Origin of the sequence: Edaphocola aurantiacus (assembly GCF_019797745.1) — a bacterium.
In the GTDB taxonomy this organism is placed as follows: Bacteria; Bacteroidota; Bacteroidia; order Chitinophagales; family Chitinophagaceae; genus Edaphocola; species Edaphocola aurantiacus.
Genome location: NZ_VOSI01000001.1, coordinates 563951 through 585962, shown reverse-complemented (window position 1 = coordinate 585962; position 22012 = coordinate 563951). Strand labels below are relative to the sequence as shown.

At 44.6% G+C, this 22012-nt stretch carries 15 protein-coding genes; 9 read left to right on the top strand and 6 right to left on the bottom strand.

What is annotated here, in order from left to right; all coding sequences use genetic code 11:
• Positions 1-180 precede the first annotated feature (180 nt).
• Positions 181-1626, bottom strand: coding sequence for a glycine--tRNA ligase (locus tag FTD44_RS02525; RefSeq protein ID WP_222165015.1), 1446 nt, complete (start codon positions 1624-1626; stop codon positions 181-183).
• 1023 nt (positions 1627-2649) lie between these two features.
• On the opposite strand from FTD44_RS02525, the gene FTD44_RS02520 reads away from it, so the two are divergent.
• From FTD44_RS02520 to mfd, 7 genes are all read left to right on the top strand, one after another.
• Positions 2650-4338, top strand: coding sequence for a hypothetical protein (locus tag FTD44_RS02520; RefSeq protein ID WP_222165014.1), 1689 nt, complete (start codon positions 2650-2652; stop codon positions 4336-4338).
• 48 nt (positions 4339-4386) lie between these two features.
• On the top strand, positions 4387-5649 hold the full coding sequence (locus tag FTD44_RS02515; protein WP_222165013.1) for a PKD-like domain-containing protein: 1263 nt from the start codon (positions 4387-4389) through the stop codon (positions 5647-5649).
• A gap of 29 nt (positions 5650-5678) precedes the next feature.
• Complete coding sequence (locus FTD44_RS02510) at positions 5679-6611, top strand: T9SS type A sorting domain-containing protein (RefSeq protein ID WP_222165012.1); 933 nt, start codon at positions 5679-5681, stop codon at positions 6609-6611.
• 162 nt (positions 6612-6773) lie between these two features.
• Entirely contained in the window at positions 6774-7712 is a 939-nt protein-coding gene (locus FTD44_RS02505; RefSeq protein WP_222165011.1) for a hypothetical protein, read from the top strand.
• Between the two features lie 63 nt (positions 7713-7775).
• Positions 7776-9038: a PKD-like domain-containing protein gene (locus tag FTD44_RS02500; protein WP_222165010.1), complete on the top strand. Its 1263-nt coding sequence runs from the start codon at positions 7776-7778 to the stop codon at positions 9036-9038.
• 19 nt (positions 9039-9057) lie between these two features.
• Positions 9058-9990: a T9SS type A sorting domain-containing protein gene (locus FTD44_RS02495; RefSeq protein WP_222165009.1), complete on the top strand. Its 933-nt coding sequence runs from the start codon at positions 9058-9060 to the stop codon at positions 9988-9990.
• Between the two features lie 91 nt (positions 9991-10081).
• Complete coding sequence (mfd, locus tag FTD44_RS02490) at positions 10082-13444, top strand: transcription-repair coupling factor (RefSeq protein ID WP_222165008.1); 3363 nt, start codon at positions 10082-10084, stop codon at positions 13442-13444.
• Positions 13445-13547: 103 nt separating this feature from the next.
• Here the strand turns inward: mfd and FTD44_RS02485 are convergent, their stop codons facing one another.
• The 3 genes from FTD44_RS02485 to FTD44_RS02475 form a co-directional block, all read right to left on the bottom strand.
• A complete protein-coding gene (locus tag FTD44_RS02485; RefSeq protein WP_222165007.1) occupies positions 13548-14987 on the bottom strand; it encodes a T9SS type A sorting domain-containing protein in 1440 nt (479 codons plus the stop codon).
• Positions 14988-15011: 24 nt separating this feature from the next.
• Positions 15012-15638 (bottom strand): DUF4230 domain-containing protein, encoded by a 627-nt coding sequence (locus FTD44_RS02480; RefSeq protein WP_222165006.1) that lies wholly within the window; start codon positions 15636-15638, stop codon positions 15012-15014.
• A 72-nt stretch (positions 15639-15710) separates the two neighbouring features.
• Positions 15711-16487 (bottom strand): enoyl-CoA hydratase-related protein, encoded by a 777-nt coding sequence (locus FTD44_RS02475; RefSeq protein ID WP_202616021.1) that lies wholly within the window; start codon positions 16485-16487, stop codon positions 15711-15713.
• 110 nt (positions 16488-16597) lie between these two features.
• Between FTD44_RS02475 and FTD44_RS02470 the strand changes: the two genes are divergently transcribed.
• Positions 16598-17641 carry a DUF2157 domain-containing protein gene (locus FTD44_RS02470; protein ID WP_222165005.1) on the top strand — a complete coding sequence of 348 codons (1044 nt, stop codon included), beginning with the start codon at positions 16598-16600 and terminating at the stop codon, positions 17639-17641.
• A gap of 7 nt (positions 17642-17648) precedes the next feature.
• Complete coding sequence (locus FTD44_RS02465; RefSeq protein ID WP_222165004.1) at positions 17649-18614, top strand: KpsF/GutQ family sugar-phosphate isomerase; 966 nt, start codon at positions 17649-17651, stop codon at positions 18612-18614.
• 87 nt (positions 18615-18701) lie between these two features.
• Here the strand turns inward: FTD44_RS02465 and FTD44_RS02460 are convergent, their stop codons facing one another.
• Complete coding sequence (locus tag FTD44_RS02460; RefSeq protein ID WP_222165003.1) at positions 18702-21464, bottom strand: VWA domain-containing protein; 2763 nt, start codon at positions 21462-21464, stop codon at positions 18702-18704.
• The gene (locus tag FTD44_RS02455; protein WP_222165002.1) at positions 21448-22002 is read right to left on the bottom strand and encodes an RNA polymerase sigma factor; all 555 of its coding nucleotides are present in this window, start codon (positions 22000-22002) and stop codon (positions 21448-21450) included. Before FTD44_RS02455 ends, FTD44_RS02460 begins: the two co-directional genes overlap by 17 nt.
• Positions 22003-22012 lie beyond the last annotated feature (10 nt).

Sequence of the window (22012 nt, the reverse complement as noted above, 5' to 3'; positions counted from 1 at the left end):
GGAGCGGATAAAAGGTCACTATAAATAGACTTTTTTTTTTGCTGTTAGCAAGCGTTGAGATGTATAGCGGCTTAGAGATCTTTAGTTAATGGTAAAAACACAGGTGTAACAGTAAAAGCAAATTAAAAGAGCTATGGCGCAGGCCATAGCTCTTTTAATAATATAAGTTTGATCGCTGTATTACAGGGATTTTAATACCAGGTCTTTTACTGCGCTGATATGAATGCGCTCTTGCACCATAGTATCGCGATAACGGATGGTTACGGTCTGGTCTTCTTTGGTCTGGTGATCGATGGTTACACAGAAAGGAGTACCGATTGCATCCATTCTTCTGTACCGTTTACCGATTGCATCTTTCTCTTCATAGAAGCATTTGAAATGCGGGCGACACTCATCCAGTAAGGCTTTCGCAACTTCCGGCAGGCCATCTTTTTTCATTAATGGTAATATCGCCAGTTTAACAGGAGCCAGTTTCGGGATGAACTTCAGTACCACGCGGCTATCTTGCTTCTCTTCTGTACTCAGGTCTTCTTCGGTATAGGCTTCGCTCATTAACATCAATATCGTTCTGTCGAGACCTATAGACGTTTCAACAACATACGGAATGTAGTTACCATAAGCCTTTCCGGTTTCAGGATCGATATCAGCATCAAAATATTGTAATTTCTTTTTGCTCAGTTCCTGGTGATTTTTCAGATCGAAATCAGTACGACTGTGTATCCCTTCCAGCTCCTTAAAGCCCATAGGGTATTCGTACTCGATATCGCAGGCTGCATCTGCATAGTGCGCCAGTTTGATATGATCATGGAAACGGTATTTAGCCGGATCAATACCCAGGGTACTGTGCCATTTCATACGCTCTGTTTTCCAGTATTCGTACCACTCTTTCTGAGAACCCGGACGTACGAAGAACTGCATTTCCATTTGTTCGAATTCGCGCATACGGAAGATGAATCCACGCGCCACAATCTCATTACGGAATGCTTTACCCACCTGTGCAATACCGAACGGTATTTTCATACGACCGGTCTTCTGTACATTCAGGAAGTTTACAAAAATACCCTGTGCCGTTTCCGGTCTCAGGTAGATCTTACTGGCTTCTTCTGCAACAGAACCAACCTCTGTAGAGAACATCAGGTTAAACTGGCGAACATCAGTCCAGTTAACGGTTTTGCTGATCGGGCAAGCAATTTTATTTGTTTCGATCAATGTTTTTAAACCAACGAAATCATCAGCAGCAATATGCTTTTCCATTGCTGCGATCAATGCTTCGCCGTCTTCTTTAGACAGGGTTTCTGCATATCCTTCGATCAGGTGATCTACACGGTAACGTTTCTTGCTGTCTTTATTATCAATCATCGGATCGCTGAAGTTATCTACGTGTCCGCTTGCTTTCCATACTGTAGGATGCATGAAGATTGCGGCATCAATACCGACAATGTTCTGCTCGTTCATCTGGGTCATCCATTTCCACCAGTACTCGCGTACGTTTCTTTTCAATTCCACGCCCCACTGACCATAATCATATACTGCTCCCATACCATCATAAATCTCGCTGGAAGGGAAGACAAAACCATATTCTTTTGCATGGGCAATTATTGCCTGTAAAGTATTTTCATTCGCCATAGGTTGCAAAGATAACCGTTTCTGGAATATTTAGACAAATTGAGTATCTGCTTAAAGGAAGCAAAGTCTGGCATTATGATTTAAGTATCTTATATCAATTGAAACCTTTTGCCTTGATGCAAAAGGAAGGTACCGCCAAAAAATTAAGGCTGTATACATCCCTGGCTAAAAATCAATGTGTCGGTCGGTCGCAAACCAGACTCACTTCGTTCAGACAGTGGTTTGCAACTCTATCGACCGAGCCAATGATTTTCTTGACGCCGGATTTATAAGGCCGTTTGGAGCGATCTGTATAGTATGGATCGCTTATTGTTTTCATCACAGCGATAACCATTTGGGTTGGTGCTTCGGGAGCCTAAGCAACCGAACGCATCACACGTTAAGCTCAGACGATCCATGCACGCAATGGTACAAAATGGCGGTGCTCTGCTCGTCCTGATGGAAACAAAGACTTTTGGTCCTTTTGTAGCCGGATAAAAAGACGAATAAAATAGTTGACTATATGCGGATAGTTAGCAAATATTAAAGCGACATATACTAGTATAGCATTAGGGACAAAAAAAGGGCACTTTATTCTTGTAATGAGAATTGATTTCCGAAAAATGGAATATATTTTAATGTTTTGTTATTGTAAGTGTTTGATTTTCAATTATTTTTTGTTTTGGCACACTATTTGCAAATAACTTATTGTAATCGGTAATAAAATTTACAGATTTAATATAGGGCTTATTATAGTATAAGGTAATTTTTAGGTATTCTTCTTTACAGAATCAGATTGAACAATTTTACCATTAACTACTTATTAAGAAAAAAAATATTAAAAAAGCTTTCATATTAATTTCTCTATGTTTAGTTTTGTGTCCGAAGAGTTTACTAATTTCCTTTCAATACCTACCTACCCTTAGAAAGAAAGAGTATTCAAGATTTAAAATAGCTAACCGGAACTGGTACATACTGTATATGCTTTAGTATATACGGATATGACTCATCTTTTATGATGTTCGGAAGGCAGCTGTAGCAAAAATGAAGAGCATATTTGCGATACTAACCACGTTAGTGTTGTTGCTGTATGCGCATGTAAGTAAAGCACAATGTACTGGCTCCAGTAGCCAGGGCACCGCTGGCTATATATGCGTGGGTAATGGCACCATATCTCTCAGTACCGTCCCCCAGAACAATTATTATCTGGTGAACGTTATCGGGGGCCTTTCTTATACAGTTACCTCAAATCGTAATGGTATTACAGCCAGAACTGCTGACGGCGCAACCGTTGTAGGGTTCGTTACGAGTGGTAATCTGGTATTTTCTCCATCTTTTTCCGGCCAGGTAAGAATATATAACTGTGCTTCACAGAACGCCAATATGACCGTAGGTGTCACCGGCGGATCTAACTCTGTTGATGCCCAAACCAATGCAGGTACTAATGCATGGGTTGAACATTTTTACAAACGCCTTGATGCAACTGCCGGAGCGCCTAGCGATGCTAATGCATTTGGCCGTTACCTGGGTACTTCTCTTTCAGGCCAGACTGAAACCTTTACCTCTACTTTCGGAGGTGGTGATGATGTAACCTGTAATCCGGTATATTCTCAGAGCACACAACGCTCAACCTATCTCAATTCTTATTTTGCTGTTCGTTATAGAATGAATTCTACTAAAGCGAAAGGCGTATATCTGGCCGATATGGCGGCTGATGATGGTGTACGCTTAACAGTTGACGGAACACTGGTGTTCAATCGCTGGCAGGAACAGGGTGTTACCAGTTATACAAAAGAAATTTTCGCGCTTACAGGGACCAGCAGTTTACTGCTGGAGTACTATGAATCGGCAGGAGCAAATGAATTGTCATTTACGAACTTCAGCCGCGTTTCCAATACCATTAGTACTGCAGATCAGACCATTTGTTTTGGTGGCAGTATTACAGCCTTATCTGCCACAAATACACTTACTGCAGCACCGGTTTCCAGTGATGCACGTTTTACCATTACCTACCAGTGGCAGCAGTCTTCAGATAATGTCAGCTTTTCCAATATCTCAGGAGCGACCAGCCAGAACTATACTCCAACAGTTACTGCAGCTGGTGTATACTATTTCCGTCGTATAGCGAATGTAAGCCGTACAAATGATGGTATGCCCAGTGCATTCAATTTACCGGACGAGAGCAATTCGGTAAAAGTGACAATTATGGCTACCCCCGTAGTCACGATTACAGGCGGTACATCAGTATGTCTGAATGCAACAGCACCCAACCTGACCTTTACCAACCCGCAAGCCACAGCCATCACTGTAATTTATAAAATAAACGGTGGTACTAACCAGACCGTAAATATTGCGGCCAGCAGTAGTACAAATGTCTCTGTACCTACCGGTACTGCCGGTACGTTTAGCTATGTTGCCAACAGCGTAGCTTATCAAACAGCTCCGAACTGTACCAATACCGGTATCAGTGCATCGGCTTCTGTAATTGTCCGGCCTTTACCCAACGGTACACTTTCATCCGGTGCTTCACCAGTCTGTCAGGGTACACAGGTACAGCTGCGCTTTACATCCAGTGCCGGTACAGGTCCGTTCAGCCTGGTTATTAACGGAACAACCTATAACAGTATTACCAGCGGTACATTATTTAATGTGACGCCTAATATAAACAGTACAACAACATTCAACCTGACCAAAATAACAGATGCCAATACCTGCGTTCTGCAGAATCCTTAAGCCTAAAAACTATATAAACAATAATCTATCAAATTAAAAATGCAAAAGATGAGCAAAAGTAATTACACCCGACGTTTTTTCAGCCTGCTACTGGCAATGGTATCAGGCCTGGTACTGGTCAATGTGACCCAAAGTGCCGCGCAGATCAGCAGTACCTCAGTAACGGTACATGACTCTTCTTCTACCACCTTACCATCAGCAGCTTCAGCTTCGGCAAGTCCTGCCAGCTTCTGTACCGGTAGTGGTACAACCTTAAGCATCAGCGGCGGTCGCCTGGGTTCAGGTACTCCTGCTGCTCAGTGGGTATGGTATGCCGATGCTTGTCCTACGGCAACTGCTACCCCTGTAGGTACCGGTGCTTCTATCAACGTATCTCCTACTAACCCGGGTACACAACCGATCACGAAAACTTATTATGTACGTGCAGAAGGTGGCTTCTGTAACTACACTACCAAATGTGTACCGGTAACCGTAACCATCAATCCGACTCCAGCCGTTACAGCACCTGCTAACCAGGTATACTGTGCTAATGCTACAGCTGCTGCTATCGTGCTGAACGGTACTCCAACCGGCGTTACTTATGCGATCAGTGGTGGTGCAAGTGTTGGCCTGGCTAATGCTACTGGTCTGACACAGATCCCTTCATTTACCGCAATCAATGCTACATCAGCACCGGTAACTGCAACGATCAGCATTACACCATCTGCGAATGGCTGTACTGGTACTGCGGTAACTTATACTATTACGGTTAACCCAACTGCTGCTATGGTAGCTACCAATGATATCACTAAGTGTAATGGTAATACCGTTTCTGCAATTGCATTCAGCAGTCCGACTACCGGTGGTACAGTAACATACTCATGGACTAATGATAATCCATCTGTAGGTATTGCTGCAAGTGGTACAACAAGTTCTATCCCATCATTCACTGCAACTAATGCAGCATGTACCGATGCGGTAGCAAACATTGTAGTTACCCCAATCTATACCAACGGCGGACAAACATGTAACGGTACTCCGGATACATTTGTAGTAAGAGTACGTCCTACGCCGAACGCAACACTGGCTGCGGTTAGCGCCGAGCTGTGTCAGGGTACTGCAGTACAGGTTACTTATACAGCTACCTGTGGAACAGCACCGTTCAATGTAGAGATCAAACAAGATGGTATTACTCCATTCCAAACCTATAATGGTGTAACCAGTGGTTCTAATATCACGATCACACCAACCCCAACCAGCCAGGGTGCTCATACATATGATCTGATGAAGATCACTGATGCGAACGGCTGTACTAACCCTGTAACCCCGTAATGAGGTTATAGTTCTTGACAGAGAACAACATGAAACAGATAATCAAACATATAGTCCCATATTTAGTCGGCCTGTTATGGACCGGAGTGCTCTGCACTCCGGTTCCCGGCAGGGCTCAGATATCGACTGCGAGTGTGCTGGTGCTGAATACCCCGGTAATAGATTCTATTACATATAAGTGTTACGGCGGTATACCCATCCAGGTTTATGTCTCTAACCAGATAAAGCCTTGTGTATATTCGATTGTCACTACTATCCCGGCGCAGCCGAGTTTTACTCCACTGGCGGTCAATAATTCTGGCACCTTCTATAATATAACAGGAATCACCGATGCGGTCTTCAGGGTGCATAACGGATCTTGTTATACAGATCAGGCCATACACTTTGACTGTAACGGTATGCCACTCCCGGTTATCCTGCAGGATTTCAGTGCCAGACTGTATAAAAACAGCCAGGCATTACTGAACTGGGAAGTGACACAGGAGAGAGGAATTGTCCGTTATGAAGTAGAGGAATCTACAGATGGCAGGACCTTTACTTACCTTGGTAGCGTAACAGCCAGCGGCAGCGAGCATTATGAATATACCGATGAAAGCCTGCAACAAGGTTATAATTTTTACAGATTGCGTATTATAGATCAGGACGGAAGTGTGCAGTACAGTGCAGTGCGTTTTGTAATCTATAGTCGTGACAGAGCCATGGTATGGTATCCTAATCCTACCAACCATTACCTGTACCTCGAATTCTATAATGAAGATGGCGCAGAAAACCTCTCTGTAAAAGTATATAACAGTATTGCTGGTACACAATGGGTAGACCAGAAGTATAAATTGTCAAAAGGGCTGAATAAACTGGCGATAGATGTTAGTTTGTTATCCGATGGGTCTTATTTCCTGATGTATGGTTATGAAGGTAGCCGTCAGCAGGCAGGCAGCATCAAGTTTCAGAAAGTGAGTCAATAAATCTTTTTGCATTTTTCTATATAAACAGGCACCGGCTTTCTAGCCGGTGCTTTTTTGTTAACCTATAATTGTTAATATTCCCTTACTGGTGATTTAATAATTCATTTAAAATCACTTAAATATGAATGAAACGCTGAAATATATTACATTTGTTTCTGAGAAATGAAACAACTCAATCCTGGTTTGCACCAACGTGGAAAGCGCAGCTTTCTATGCGTAGCTGTGTGCCTGTTCTTCCTCTTGCTAAGTGTAGCAACGAAGAGCAGGGCGCAGGTAACCAACATTGTGTTAAGTCCTAATGCGACATCCTATTGCCAGGGTGACTCCATAACGGTTACATTTACCGTTGCCGGTTTAAGTCTGGTGCCTACCACCACCATTGATATAGCCAACTCTGCCAATACTTCTCTGACTACTTTATATTCCGGAACGGGACTGCTCAACCTTGGCGGCGGGCAATTCAGTATTAAAGTCGTCATACCCGGTACACCAGCCGGTATTTTCGGTACGGCACGACATCTCAAAATATCTTATAGCGGAATTTTAGGTAGCGGCAGCGGTAACTCTGCTGATTTTGCATTGTATTCCACTACGGTAGGAGGGACGGTTGCATCCGCGCAAACCATCTGCAGTGGTACCAGCCCGGCTAACCTTACCCTGACCGGGAATACCGGTAACGTTGTCAAATGGCAAAAGGCCACTAATGCCGCATTTACCAGTCCTACAGATATAGCCATCACCAGCACTACGCTAACCAGTGCCAATATTGGTAATCTTACTGTAAATACATATTTCCGTGCGGTGGTACAGAACGGGAGCTGTACTTCAGCAAACTCCAGCTCAGTGCTCATCACGATGAGGCCCAATCCGGCCGGAACGCTATCTACGGTTGTAACACCAATATGTGCAGGAACACAAGCACAGCTACGATTTACATCCAGTGCAGGAACGGGACCATTCAGCCTTATTATCAACGGTACAACCTATAACAGTATCACAAGCGGTACAGCATTCAATGTGACGCCCAATATAATCACGACCACAACATTCAACCTTACTAAAATAACCGACGCCAATGGATGTATACTTCAGAATCCTTAAAACAAATCAACAATAACAATCAGAAATCAATCCACTATCTATCACAATTTAAAGTGCAAAAAGATGAACAAGAACAATTACACATTAAGATTTTTTAGCCTGCTGCTGTTGCTGGTATCAGGCATACTGCTGGGCAGTACGATGCAAAGTGCTGCGCAGATCAGCAGTGTTACGGTAACGGTAAATGACTCCTCGTCCATTACCTTACCCACTGCCGCCACTACTGCGGCAAACCCTACCAGTTTCTGTACCGGTAGCAGTACAACCTTAAGTGTTACCGGCGGACGTTTGGGCTCTGGTACACCAACCGCGCAATGGGTATGGTATGCTGATGCCTGTCCTACAGGTGCAGCTACACCAGTTGGTACCGGTGCTTCCATCACCGTTTCGCCGACCAATACCGGTACAACACCGATTACCAAAACATATTATGTACGTGCAGAAGGTGGCTTCTGTAACTACACTACAAAATGTGTACCGGTAACCGTAACCATCAATCCGACTCCAACCGTTACAGCACCTGCTAACCAGGTTTATTGTGCGGGCGCAGCAACTACTGCGATTCCATTAAGCGGTACACCTACCGGTGTGACTTACGCGATCAGTGGTGGTGCAAGTATCGGTCTGGCAAATGCCAGTGGTCTGACTCAGATCCCTTCATTCACACCGATCAATGCTACATCTGCTCCGGTAACGGCAACAATCAGCATTACGCCAACCGCAAACGGTTGTCCGGGTGCAACTGTGACGTTCACCATTACGGTTAACCCGACTGCTGCTATGGTAGCGACCAGTGACATCACTAAGTGTAATGGCAATACCGTTTCTGCTATTGCATTCAGCAGTCCTACTACCGGTGGTACAGTAACCTATTCCTGGACAAATGATAACCCTTCTGTAGGTATTGCTGCAAGTGGTACGACCAGTTCTATCCCATCGTTTACGGCCACCAATGCAGGCTGTACAGATGCGGTTGCCAATGTAGTCGTAACACCAATCTATACAAATGGCGGTCAGACCTGTAACGGTACTCCGGATACATTCGTAGTAAGGGTACATCCTACGCCAAATGCAACGCTTGCCGCAGCCAACGGACAGTTGTGTGAGGGCACTGCAGTACAGCTGACCTATACAGCGACCTGTGGTACCGGTCCGTTCAATGTAGAGATCAGACAAGACGGTGCAACACCAAACCAAACATATAATGGGGTAACTAACGGTGGTAGCATTACCATTACACCAACTCCGACCAGCCAGGGCTCGCATACTTACGATCTGATGAAGATTACAGATGCCAATGGCTGTACCAATCCTGTAACGCCATAGGGCTTACAGAAGCAAACAGATGAAACGAACCAGTAAAAATATCATTCAGGTTATTTGCTGCCTGTGCTGTAGTGTGCTGTTTTCAGTACCACTACAGCTGCGGGCACAGATTGCCAGCACCAGTGTACTGGTGCTGAAAACACCTGTCATAGATTCTGTCGGATATCACTGTTCTGGCGGCCTGCCTATTCAGGTGTATGTCTCTAACCAGATCGCTCCTGTAGTCTATTCCATACAGAGTACCGTTCCTCCTGTTGCCCCCATACCCACTAATAATACCGGCACTTTCTTCAATGTGTATGGTATTACAGATGCGGTGTTCAGGGCACATAACGGATCCTGCTATACCGATATGGCGGTGCATTTTGACTGCGGAGGTGATCCGCTTCCCGTTACTTTGCTGGATTTTACCGCAAAACTGTATCAGGATAATAAGGCATTATTAAACTGGACAGTAAGCCGGGAAGATGGTCTTGCACGTTATGAAGTAGAAGAGTCGACTGACGGAAGGACTTTTAAATACCTGGGAACAGTAGTTCCGGTCAATGGTCAGGGACCCAAAGATTATGAATTCACAGATGACAGGCTGGAGCAGGGCTACAACTTTTACCGTCTGCGTATGGTAGACCAGGACGGAAGTGTACAGTATAGTGCCGTACGCTTTGTCATCTACAGCCGCGATGGAACAATGGTGTGGTATCCTAACCCTACCAGCCGATATCTGTATATGGAATTCTATAATGATAACCGGGCGGAGACCATTGATATACGGATCTATAACAGTATATCCGGGAATGAATCGGCTAAACAGCAGTATAAACTGGAACGCGGTCTGAACAAACTGGCCGTAGATGTGAGTCTGCTGCCGGACGGATCTTATTTCCTGATGTACAGCCTGGGAGGAGACCGGCGCCATGAAGGCACGATCAGGTTCCAGAAAGTGAGTCAGTAAATTACTTTTTGCATTTTTTTAATATAAGCACCGGTCATATGGCCGGTGCTTTTTATGTCTGAATACTGAATTTAATTACCTTTGCATTCTTATGAACCTGCAAACATTGCAAGGCTTATATCATTCCGATATCCGCTTGAAAGAATTAGCGGCAGCCCTTAGTTTATCCCAACCCAAAGATTTTATCCTTAAAAATGTCAAGGCCAATGCTGTATCTTTTATAGCAGAAGCGGTCTGGCAGCAGTCTGATGTGAATCATGTATTCGTATTGGATGATAAGGATGAAGCTGCATATTTTCACAACGACTTCGAACACCTGAGCGGAGCCCTGGATGTATTTTTCTTCCCGGATTCCTATAAAAAGACAGGTGTATACACCGCAGCAAACAGCAGTCATATCATGCTGCGTACCGAAGCGCTGAACAAGTGGAGCGGTACATCGGTACATAAAAAAGTACTGGTTACCTATCCCGATGCCCTGTTCGAAAAAGTAGTGCAGGCAAAAAGCCTGAGTAAAAATGTGATCCAGATAGTGGTTAATCACAACCTCGACGTCAAGAGCCTGCTCGAACGCCTGACAGGATTGGGCTTCCGGCATGAAGACTTTGTGTACGAGCCGGGACAGTTCTCCATACGTGGAGGTATCCTTGATATTTACTCCTTCGGTAATGAGCATCCATATCGCATAGAGTTGTTTGGAAATGAGGTAGACAGCATCCGTTTGTTTAACCCGGAAACACAGTTATCCGAACGAAAACTGCTACAGGTATCCATCCTGCCTAATATTGAGACCAGCTTTGAAACAGGAGAGAAGGTTTCTTTCCTTGATTTTGTGCCGGCTAATACGGTCTTCTGGTTCAAGGACCAGCAGTTGCTGGAAGATAAACTTGCCTATTTCCAGGTAAAGCTGGAAGAGCAGCTGAGCCAGGCCGGTGGAGATGGGATGAGGGTGCATCATGATGATGAAGAGGAGACCAGAACAGTGACCACGGATGATTTTGAAGATGCCGGCTACTGGGCTGAAAAATTAAAGCAGTTCCATCATATACATATGAATAAACCTGCACCGGCAGGTGGCGTGGCTATTGACTTTAATACAGAACCACAACCAACATTCAACCGTAATTTTGATTTACTGATCAGCAACCTGAAAAAGTGGACTGCTGATAAATATACCGCATACATATTTGCAGAGAATGCAAAACAATTGGAGCGCTTAAGGGTTATCTTCGAAGATACCAATGCCGAGATCAGCTTTGTGCCGATTCCGGTATCCATCAGTAATGGATTCATCGATCATGACCATAAGATACTGGTCTATACCGATCATCAGATTTTTCAGCGTTTTCATAAATACAAGATCAAACAGGCCTACAGCAAAGGAAAGGCCATTACCATCAAATCCTTAAGGGAACTGCAACCGGGCGATTATGTAAGCCATATCGATTATGGAGTAGGGGTGTACAGTGGTTTACAAAAAATTGATGTAAACGGTGCTGCACAGGAAGCAGTCAGAATTATATATAAGGACAATGATGTACTGTATGTAAGCATTAACTCCCTGCATAAAATATCCAAATACACCGGTAAAGAAGGTACGAAACCCAAGGTGCATAAGCTGGGTAGCGATGCCTGGGAGCGCCTGAAAAACAAAACCAAGAAACAGGTTAAAGATATTGCAGCTGATCTGATCAGGCTGTATGCCAAACGCAAAGCAGCAGAAGGTTTTGCCTTCAGTCCGGACAGCTATTTGCAGACCGAGCTGGAAGCATCATTCTTCTATGAAGATACACCAGATCAGTCCAAGGCTACCGCAGATGTGAAGCGTGATATGGAAGCACCTAATCCTATGGACCGTCTGGTCTGTGGAGATGTAGGTTTCGGAAAAACTGAAGTAGCTGTTCGTTCCGCATTCAAGGCAGTAGCAGATAGCAAGCAGGTGGCCGTATTGGTTCCTACTACAATCCTTGCCTATCAGCACTTTCAGACGTTTAAAGATCGCCTGAAAGAATTTCCTTGTACGGTAGATTACCTGAACCGATTCAAATCGGCTAAAGAGAAAAAAGAAACACTGCAAAAATTAGAAGAGGGTAAGATAGATATCCTGATCGGTACGCATGCCTTGCTCAGCAAGGATGTCAAGTTCAAAGACCTGGGTCTGTTTATTGTAGATGAAGAGCAGAAGTTTGGTGTAGCTGCGAAGGAAAAATTAAGAGAGCGTAAACTGAATGTAGATACATTGACCCTTACCGCAACACCTATTCCGCGCACACTGCAGTTCTCCCTGATGAGTGCCCGTGACCTGAGTATCATGAATACTCCTCCGCCAAATCGCCAGCCGGTACACACCGAACTGATCGGCTTTGATGAAGAGTTTATCCGTGATGCTGTTTACTATGAAACCGAAAGAGGCGGCCAGGTATACTTCATTCATAACCGCGTACAAAGCTTACCGGCTATGGCAGAGAAGCTGAAAGCACTGTGTCCTGATCTTGAGATTGCCGTAGCACACGGACAAATGGAAGGCGCAAAACTGGAGAAAACCCTGCTGGACTTTATCAACTATAAATATGATGTGATCTGCTGCAGTAATATTGTGGAGAGCGGAGTAGACATCAGTAATGCGAATACCATTATTATCAATAATGCACACCAGTTCGGATTAAGTGATCTGCACCAGCTGAGAGGTCGTGTAGGTAGAAGCAATAAAAAGGCATTCTGTTATCTCGTAGCACCGTCCTTGCTGACGCTACCGGATGACAGCCGCAGAAGATTGCAGATACTGGAGCAATTCAATGAGCTGGGTAGCGGTTTCCAGATTGCCATGCGCGACCTGGATATCCGCGGCGCCGGTAATATACTGGGTGGTGAGCAGAGTGGATTTATTGCGGATATCGGCTTTGAAATGTACCAGAAGATCCTGGCCGAAGCTATACAGGAACTGAAATCCAGCGACTTTAAAGATGTATTTGCAGCCGAACTGGATCGTAAGAAAGAGTTTGTTACAGACTGTACAATTGATACTGATCTGGAGATCCTTATTCCGGAAGAGTATGTGTCCAGCATTACCGAGCGTCTCTCTTTATATACGCAATTGGATAACCTGGATACAGAAGAAGATCTGACTGCTTTTGCCGATATGCTGACCGACCGTTTTGGTCCGATGCCACAGCAGGTGCAGGATCTGTTTACGGTTGTACGTTGCCGCAAAATGGCTAAAGAACTGGGCTTTGAGAAGCTGATCATTAAAAATAAAGTGATGCGTCTGTATTTTATCAATAACCCGGATTCACCTTATTATGAGAGTGAGACCTTCCATAAAATTATGGATTATATACAGATCGGAACCAACCAGGCAAAGATGAAACAAATGGGAACCGTTTTCCTTTTAGTGGTAAACAACATCCGCAATATGAGCGATGTGAAATTCTTCCTCGAAGGCGCTCAGCTATAACACGAGTATGTTCCAACTATAAAACAACGAAGCATCCCATTGGGATGCTTCGTTGTTTTATAGTCTAGATATGTGCAGATGATGCGGAGATCATATTTTTTGTTTATCCTTTAATAAATCTTACCGTTCCGGAATAGTTTTCCATGTTCACGTTCAGGATATAGCTGCCTGCAGGGAGGTCTGCAATATCTATTCTGTTCTGATGCAGGTTAACGAAACGCTTGATCAGCCTTCCATCAATACTGCTGATAGAGACCTGCGCATGGTGAAGATCTTTATCTGAAGAAAGTGCCAGATGATCAGAAGCCGGGTTAGGATAGATTGTAACCTGTAGGGGCGTTATAACATGTTTTATATTATTGGGTGGGGTAGTGTCTGTAACAAAAGTATGGTATATTTTAGTTCGGTAATCTGTATTGGTATAAGGAGGCTGATTGTCAAAATTGTTATGGATCATGCATACTATATCATTATCCTGATCCCGCTCTATCGTCAGCTGCCATATATTCAATGTATCATTAGTGGTCAGATTTATTTTCTTGCAGGTTGTCTGCATTAAAAGACTATTGACATATTCATTCTGGTATACCTTAAACCAGTCTACTGTTGAATCAATTTCTTCAGCTACATTATTGCCGGTATAGCTGTACTGCTTGTAGCTGTCATATGCCAGCTGATATCCAGGATAGGCTTTTTGCTTAGTCACCTTCGCCACCTGACCGTTGAGGTTGTATTGGTAAGAAAATTCCTCCTGGTAATCATTGTGCCGGATTAAGGTGATTTTGCTGAGTTTACCCGTAGTGTAGAAATAATTTTGCACCTCCATTTCCAACCAGATACCCTGATTTTCGTAACCAAACTTTTTGTGGGTAAGTAATTGATCATTGTTATATGCCCAGGTCTCCTTTTCATAATACTGCGGCGGCGCGAGAGGGTTACTGATATCCCATATTCTGCTGATCATTTGTGTAATGTGCCCGAGATTGTCGTAAGTGTAAGTATAATCGAACCGTGGTATAATATCGTAGCTTATGGGATATAAGTCATAATCTACATCACTAACCGTACGCAAGGTCGTTTTTCCTGAAGCATTAAGTACAAAGTCTATATGCTCTTTTTTGTCAACCGTCAGTGTCGTAAAGTCATAATCTCCACCGAAAGTTTGCACTCTTCCGGGACTGAATTTATTAATATACCCGTAGTCCTTTCCATTGAACCTGGTATATAGCCACAGACTATCCAGTGAAAAGAGCAGGGGAGGGTTTTCCTTAATGTAAAGATTTACATAGTCCAGTAAATATCCTTCATATTCACTGGCCCGTCCTTCTGAAATGGGACCTGTTAACATTAGTTTTGCCGGATCAGGCATAGTATAACCGTTGCGGTTGTAGATGCGGGTAGAATCCAGGTATTCCCAGGAGGTATCGTTAGATATAATACCTTGTGCAAAACTAAATGCCTGTATCTTCTTGGTCTGCGCGGCTGCATTCCGGGTACACATAGCCACCATCAAAGCAGTGAAAAGCAATAAGCGGTACATCATAGAAATAAGATTATATGTGAATGATTAATTCAAAGAAGGGAATAGTTGCAGCCCACTTTCTTTGCCGAATGTTACCTCGACTTTCTTATGCATCGGCTGGTAATATTGTTTCAGGATAGCAATGATTTTTGCTTTGGCCTGTTCTGTATTCTTGGAGCTTTGCTCCATCTGGCTGCGGGTCTGTGCATACAGTTTTTTCTGTACCTGGTTATAGGCCGCATTGCTTTCCGATTGCATCCAGCCCAGTTTGTTGCCATTGCTGGCTTTGTCCAGGCGCATTTCAAAACTCAATAATTGTGGTTCCGGAAGGTAGATGTGAATGATGTCTTCTTCCTGGACTATACGCAAATCATTAGAGTCAGTGCGTACTCCATATTTAGCGATATAAGGGATCGTGATCTGTATAGTGTTTTCAACAAACAGTTTTCTTAAGGCATCGGTCCAGCTACCGTCATTGGTTACATTACTTTCGGTAATAGAGGCATTGCCCTGCACCTCCAGACTGGAGAGCTCGGCAATCTGTTTGATCAGCACTTCATTTGTGGCGATCTGTGTGATCTGTGTCGTACCTTTTTGCTTCCCTATATAATAAGCAGCAAAGCCGATTCCGGCAATCAGTACCAGGATCACTAATAGATGTCGCAGTTTCATGCCCTGTTTATTTAAAATTTAAAATGGGTGTTGCGCGCCGCAGGCGCGCAACACCCATGAATATGAATGCAATTATATACCTTTAAATTCCGGCTTACGCTTTTCCAGAAATGCCTGGATACCCTCATCGAAATCTTCAGTTTCGCCACAGGCAGCCTGGTACTCTTCCTCCACAGCCAGTTGCTGCGCCAGGTTATTGGTTACCGTTTTGTTCAGTGCCAGTTTTGTATAAGCAAATGCTTTAGTCGGCATTTTAGCCAGGTGCAATGCAATTTTCTTACTTTCTTCCACAAAGGTTTCTGCAGAGAAATATTTATAAATCATGCCCAGTCGTTCTGCTTCTTTCGCGTCGATATTGTCAGCCATCATCATCAGTGCAGATGCTTTCTGGAAGCCGATCAGGCGTGGCAGGAAGAAAGTTCCGCCACAATCAGGAATCAGCCCGATTTTACTGAATGCCTGAATAAATGTAGCCTGTTCTGTAGCCACAACGATATCACAACACAGCGCAATATTAGCACCGGCACCGGCAGCAACACCATTAACAGCACATACTACAGGCTTTTCAATGTTGCGAATGCGTTCGATAATAGGATTATAATGTCCGTGTACAATACTTCTCAGCGTTGGTCCGTCCGGGTCTACAGCTTCGCCCAGGTCCTGGCCTGCACAAAATGCTTTTCCTTCAGCAGTCAGGTATACCGCTCTCACCTCATCATCACGCATACACTCATCCAGCGCCTGCTGCAATGCCAGGGCCATCTCTCTGTTAAAGCTATTGAATTTTTCGGGTCTGTTCAGGGTAATGAAAGCAACATTGTCGCTCACTGTTTTCAGTATGAAACTCATAATATGATTAGTTGTTTTCCCAAAGATAAAGCATATGTTACAATTACTGTAACGCTAAACATCAATGATTCAGAATTATTAACTTTGAACGGAAACAACCGGAAACCCATATGAAACTGAATCAGAAGGAGGCCTCCCTGCTGGATCGCGCTATTGAAAAATGGGAGGAGGAGGACCTGATCGACGGCCCTACTGCTCAGAAACTAAAGGCATCTTATGAATCAAATGCAGGAGACTATAAAGCACTGACTTTTTATGCTTTTATCGCCGCGGTGTCCTGCGCCTTATTAGCCTTTGGGGCACTGGTGCTGGATGAGAAATGGATTGAGCGCATGAGGCGCTATTTCGCATTCTCCGAAATTACGATCGGGCTTATCTTTGCAGGTTGTACAGCCGTACTGGCCTGGTATATCTGTAAACGGAAGCGAAAATTTATACAGGCCGTCTGGGCCAACGAATCCCTGAGTATACTATTGGGTCTGAGTGCCTGCGTCTCCGTTGCCTATTTCGGCAAAGGATTGTCGGTGAACAGTGACCGGTATTATTGGCTTATCTTTGCCGTGGCTATTGCTTTGGGAGGCCTGGCCTATGTGGTCAAATCGCGGATGTTATGGGGTGCTATGATGCTTACATTGGGAGGCTGGTGGGCCGCCTATACAGATGCTGCGGCACATCATGGTCCTTATTTTTCAGGAATGAATATGCCCTTGCGCTTAACCTTGTTCGGATTAGCCGCAATAGCGTTTGCCTGGCTCGTACAGAGGATTAAAGCCCTTTCAGAATTTGGGATAGTCAGTTTTTTTATGGGCTGGATATTGTTCCTGGTTGCGGCATGGGGATTATCTATTTCAGGAAATTATTCCTTCCAGGAGTGGACCGCTTTCCGACAGAGTAAAGTACTGGTATGGGCCGTAGGTTATACACTGTTGCTGGCGGGTATCCTGGTATATGCCATCAAGCGAAAGGACAATGCTTTGCGGGATACGGCTTTGCTCTTCCTGTTGCTCAACCTGTACACCCGGTATTTTGAATACTTTTGGGATGTGACCAATAAAGGTATTTTCTTTACCATACTGGCCTTATCTTTCTGGCTGATCGGTAAAAAACTGGAGCAGTACCGTAGAAAGAATGCCAATGATCAATTAAAAGCTTAAATCGAAGATGTCGACAGATATAAATATACTTAAAGTAGCACAAGATACTATTGCCAATGAAATAGAAGCCTTGCAGAAAATGCAGGCAGCTATTTCTGCCGATTTTGAAGCCGTTGTTCGCCTGATGTCTGCCTGTACCGGCAGAATAGTGATCAGCGGGATCGGTAAGAGTGCCGTGATTGCACAGAAAATAGTGGCGACCATGAATTCAACCGGTACACCGGCCTTGTTTATGCATGCAGCAGATGCTATTCATGGCGATCTGGGTATGATACAACAGGATGATGTTGTCGTGCTGATCTCTAAAAGCGGCGAAAGCCCGGAGATTAAAGCCCTGATTCCTTTCATCCGCAACTTTGGAAATAAAATTGTTGCCATCTGCGGTAAGGTATCCTCTTATCTCGCTACCCAGGCTGATTATTTACTGGATACTACCATTGACCAGGAGGCTTGTCCCAATAACCTGGCGCCGACAACCAGCACAACGGCACAACTGGTTATGGGAGATGCGCTGGCTGTATGTTTGTTACAGCTCAAAGGCTTTACTGCCCGTGATTTTGCCAAATACCATCCGGGTGGGGCACTGGGAAAAAGACTGTACCTGCGCGTGTCAGATCTGAGTGCACAGAACCCGCGTCCGGCTGTAGCCGCAGATGCGAATATCAAGGAAGTGATTGTATCAATTTCTGCAAACCGCCTCGGGGCGACGGCTGTTTTGCAGGGTACACAATTGTTAGGGGTCATTACTGACGGAGATCTGCGCCGTATGCTGGAGCAGCATATGGATCTGACCAATCTAAGGGCTCTGGATATCTGTACTAAGAATCCTAAGACAATTGCCGAAGAAGAAATGGCTGTAGCTGCAATGGAACTGTTGCGCCAATATAATATCACACAATTGCTGGTGACCAAAGATGGAGCTTATGCCGGTATGGTGCACCTGCACGACCTGGTAAAAGAAGGACTGATATAAGATTATGGTTATAATAAAATCAAAGGCGGGGCAATGAGTTACTCATTGCCCCGCCTTCTTTACAGAAGCCAGTATCAACAATCCCTTTTATTTTGTGGCTTCTATTAATTTAACCAATTCTGTTTCTTCTTTATTATCCTTGTCAATTGCTTCTTTTGCAAATGAAGCAATATGGTTTAATGATTTATCCGGAACCAGTTTAGAGTCTCTTAGCTGTAATCCCAACCAGGCAACACTTGCAGCCAGTCTGAAATCTTTGGATATTAATTTTGCCGGAGTCAGGTTGTTTGGAATCAGCTGGGTCATTAATTTGCTGGTCTCTTCATTCGGCTCTTTATACCTGAATTGTACCCGGGCCAGCTCATTGGATTGAGACAGAGAACTGTCTGCAACAGCAGTTGTATACCGGTGGTCTATAGCCGCGACGGCATAAGGACTGGAGACTCCTTTGGGTATGATCTCATATAAAGCCGTAACGGTGTGTCCACTGCCCAACTCTCCCGCATCTATAGCATCATTAGCAAAATCTTCTGCATTCAGTTTACGGTTCTCATAACCGATCAGGCGATAAGACTGTACCAGAGCAGGATTAAATTCAATCTGTATTTTTACATCCTTTGCAATGGCAAACATCGTAGAACCAAATTCTTTCTGTAAGGTCTTCTGAGCCTCTGCCAGATTATCGATATAAGCATAGTTACCATTCCCTTTATCCGCCAGGATCTCCATTTTACTGTCTTTATAATTACCCATTCCGAATCCCAGGCAGGTAAGGAAGATATTGTCTTTTCTTTTCTCCTCGATCAGCTCCTGCATACTGCGATCACTTGAGGCACCTACGTTGAAATCTCCGTCTGTAGCCAGTATGATGCGGTTATTGCCGTTGGGAATAAAGTTTTCCTTCGCCACCTTGTAGGCCAGCTCTATACCCGCGCCTCCCGCTGTGCTGCCACCTGCATTCAGACGGTTAATCGCATCCATAATTTTCTCTTTCTGATCGCCACTGGTTGAGGGCAATACCAGACCAGCCGCACCCGCATATACTACAATCGCGACATGATCTTCTTTACGCAGCTGGCGTGTCAGCAGCTCCATAGATTTTTGTACATAAGGCAGCTTATTGTGATCACTCATAGATCCGGACACATCGATCAGGAATACAAGATTGCTTGGCGGTATCTGGTCCTGTGGAATAATGCGGCCTTGCAACCCGATCTTCAGCAAGCGATGCTGTGGATTCCAGGGGGCATCGCTATATTCCGTATTGATGGAAAACGGCTTGCCAGCCTCAGGTTGGGGATACTTATAAGAGAAATAATTGATCATCTCTTCGATGCGAACTGCATCCTTAGGTACTTTTGCTCCGTTAATAATAAATCGACGGATATTGGCATAGGAAGCCTTATCCACATCAATAGAGAAGGTCGACAGCGGCTGGTTCAGCGGACTTTCAAACTTATTCTCTTCAAAAAGTTCATATGCTTCCTCATTGCGGGTTTGCTCCTCTTTATGGGCCTGCTCTTCGGCTCTTGCAGGCGGTTGTTGTTCTGTTGGCGCTTCGGTTTTTTTACGTTTATTTTTACGTTTGAAAACATTGTCAAAAAGATTGCCATCTTTTATTCCATCTTCTTCACCTCTTTTAGTGGTAACCAGGATGACACCATTGGCTGCGCGGGCACCATACACGGCTTTAGAAGTTGCATCCTTTAAAATAACAAGGTCTTTTATGTCTCCGGGGTTGATGCTGTTCAATGCACCGGAATACGGAGCGCCATCCAGTACAATCAGGGGGGCACTGCTGGCACTTAATGAACCCATACCGCGTACCATAATGTCCGGATTGGAACCCGGCTGTCCGCCGCCTTTGGTTACCAATACACCAGGTGCTGCTCCGTCCAAGGCAGCTGCTACACTGGTTACGGGCCTTTTGGCAATTTCCTTTGCGGTAACGGTACTGACTGCACCGACATAGGATCTGGAATCAAGCTTTGCACCATAAACGACTACTTCATCCAATGAAGTACTATTATCGCCAAGAGTAATCCATTTTGAATGTAACTGCCTTAAGTTAATCTCTTTTGTTTTTGCTCCGAATGAACTAACAATCAATGTTGCATTACTGTCTGGAACCTGCATACTAAACTTCCCCTCATCATCGCTCATTACCGATTGGTTAGTCCCTTTTAATTGTATCACGGCACCAACGATGCTTTCCATATCCTTATCAATAACCACACTGTTAAACAGGAAGGCCTTATTAGATGCAGGGTTGGCGGCAATAGTATTATTTGCCTGTTCAGCCTGTACTGTTGCGTGCGCCAGTACTGAGATGCTGTCCGTTACATAGGAGGAGGCTACATGTGTATTTGTATGCTCCTTAACCGGATCCTTGTCAGCCTGTTCCGACTGCACAAGAGTGCTGTGCTTTGCGGAGGTGGCAGCTACATGCTGACCAGTATTTTCTGTTGGCGTTTCAGTGCTGTATTGCTTAACCGGCGCCTTAGGTGCCACCGCAATAATGCCCGTTTTAGAAGGTTCGGTTATCGTTTTGTTGCTGTCCGCATCTGTTACCAGTATTTCAGTTGCTTGCTGCTGTGTTGTATGCTGCGCCACTTCTGTTGCCGGTGTCGTATTTTCATCACGACTCAGCTGCCATACAATACCAGATCCTACCAGCAATACAACCGAGGCTGCCATATATCTTACCCAGGGCACAAATGCACGGCGTTTTTCCGGTTCCTCGTCCAGGCGTGATTCTATACGCGACCAGAGCTGCTCCTTGAAGGGTACTTCCTCTTCCCCGTCTGCAGCCGCTTTGAACTCATCAAATATGTTATTTTGCAATTCCATTTTTAGTAGCATTTTGATAGTAATGAACATTTACTAATTGTTGCAATTTGTTTTTGGCAACATTCAGCTGTGATTTCGAGGTCCCTTCTGAGATCTGTAGCATGGCAGCAATCTCTTTGTGCGAAAAACCTTCTATCGCAAAAAGGTTGAATACAGAACGGCAACCATCCGGCAGGTGCTGCAGCAGCTGTAGCAGATCCCTGTGCTCTATCGGATGATCCGGCGCACGGTCATAAACCGGTTCCTGTTTGACATCATCCAGGGTGAGGTTGAAGTTGATCTGCTTACGCAATACCTGCAGGCATTGATTGGCAGCGATTCTTCTGGCCCAGGAGACAATAGCAGCAGCTTCTCTTAACGTATGGATTTTGGTAAAGATGGCGACGAATACTTCTGCGAGTACATCTTCAATGTCGGCATCTTGTTTTAAATATCGTTTGCAGGTGCTGTATAGCTTGGGCGAGAGGTAATCGTACAAGCCTCGCTGGGCCTGCCGGTTGCCTTGCTTACATTCGTTTATCAGGGATTCGTTGATCACAGTCAGTCGC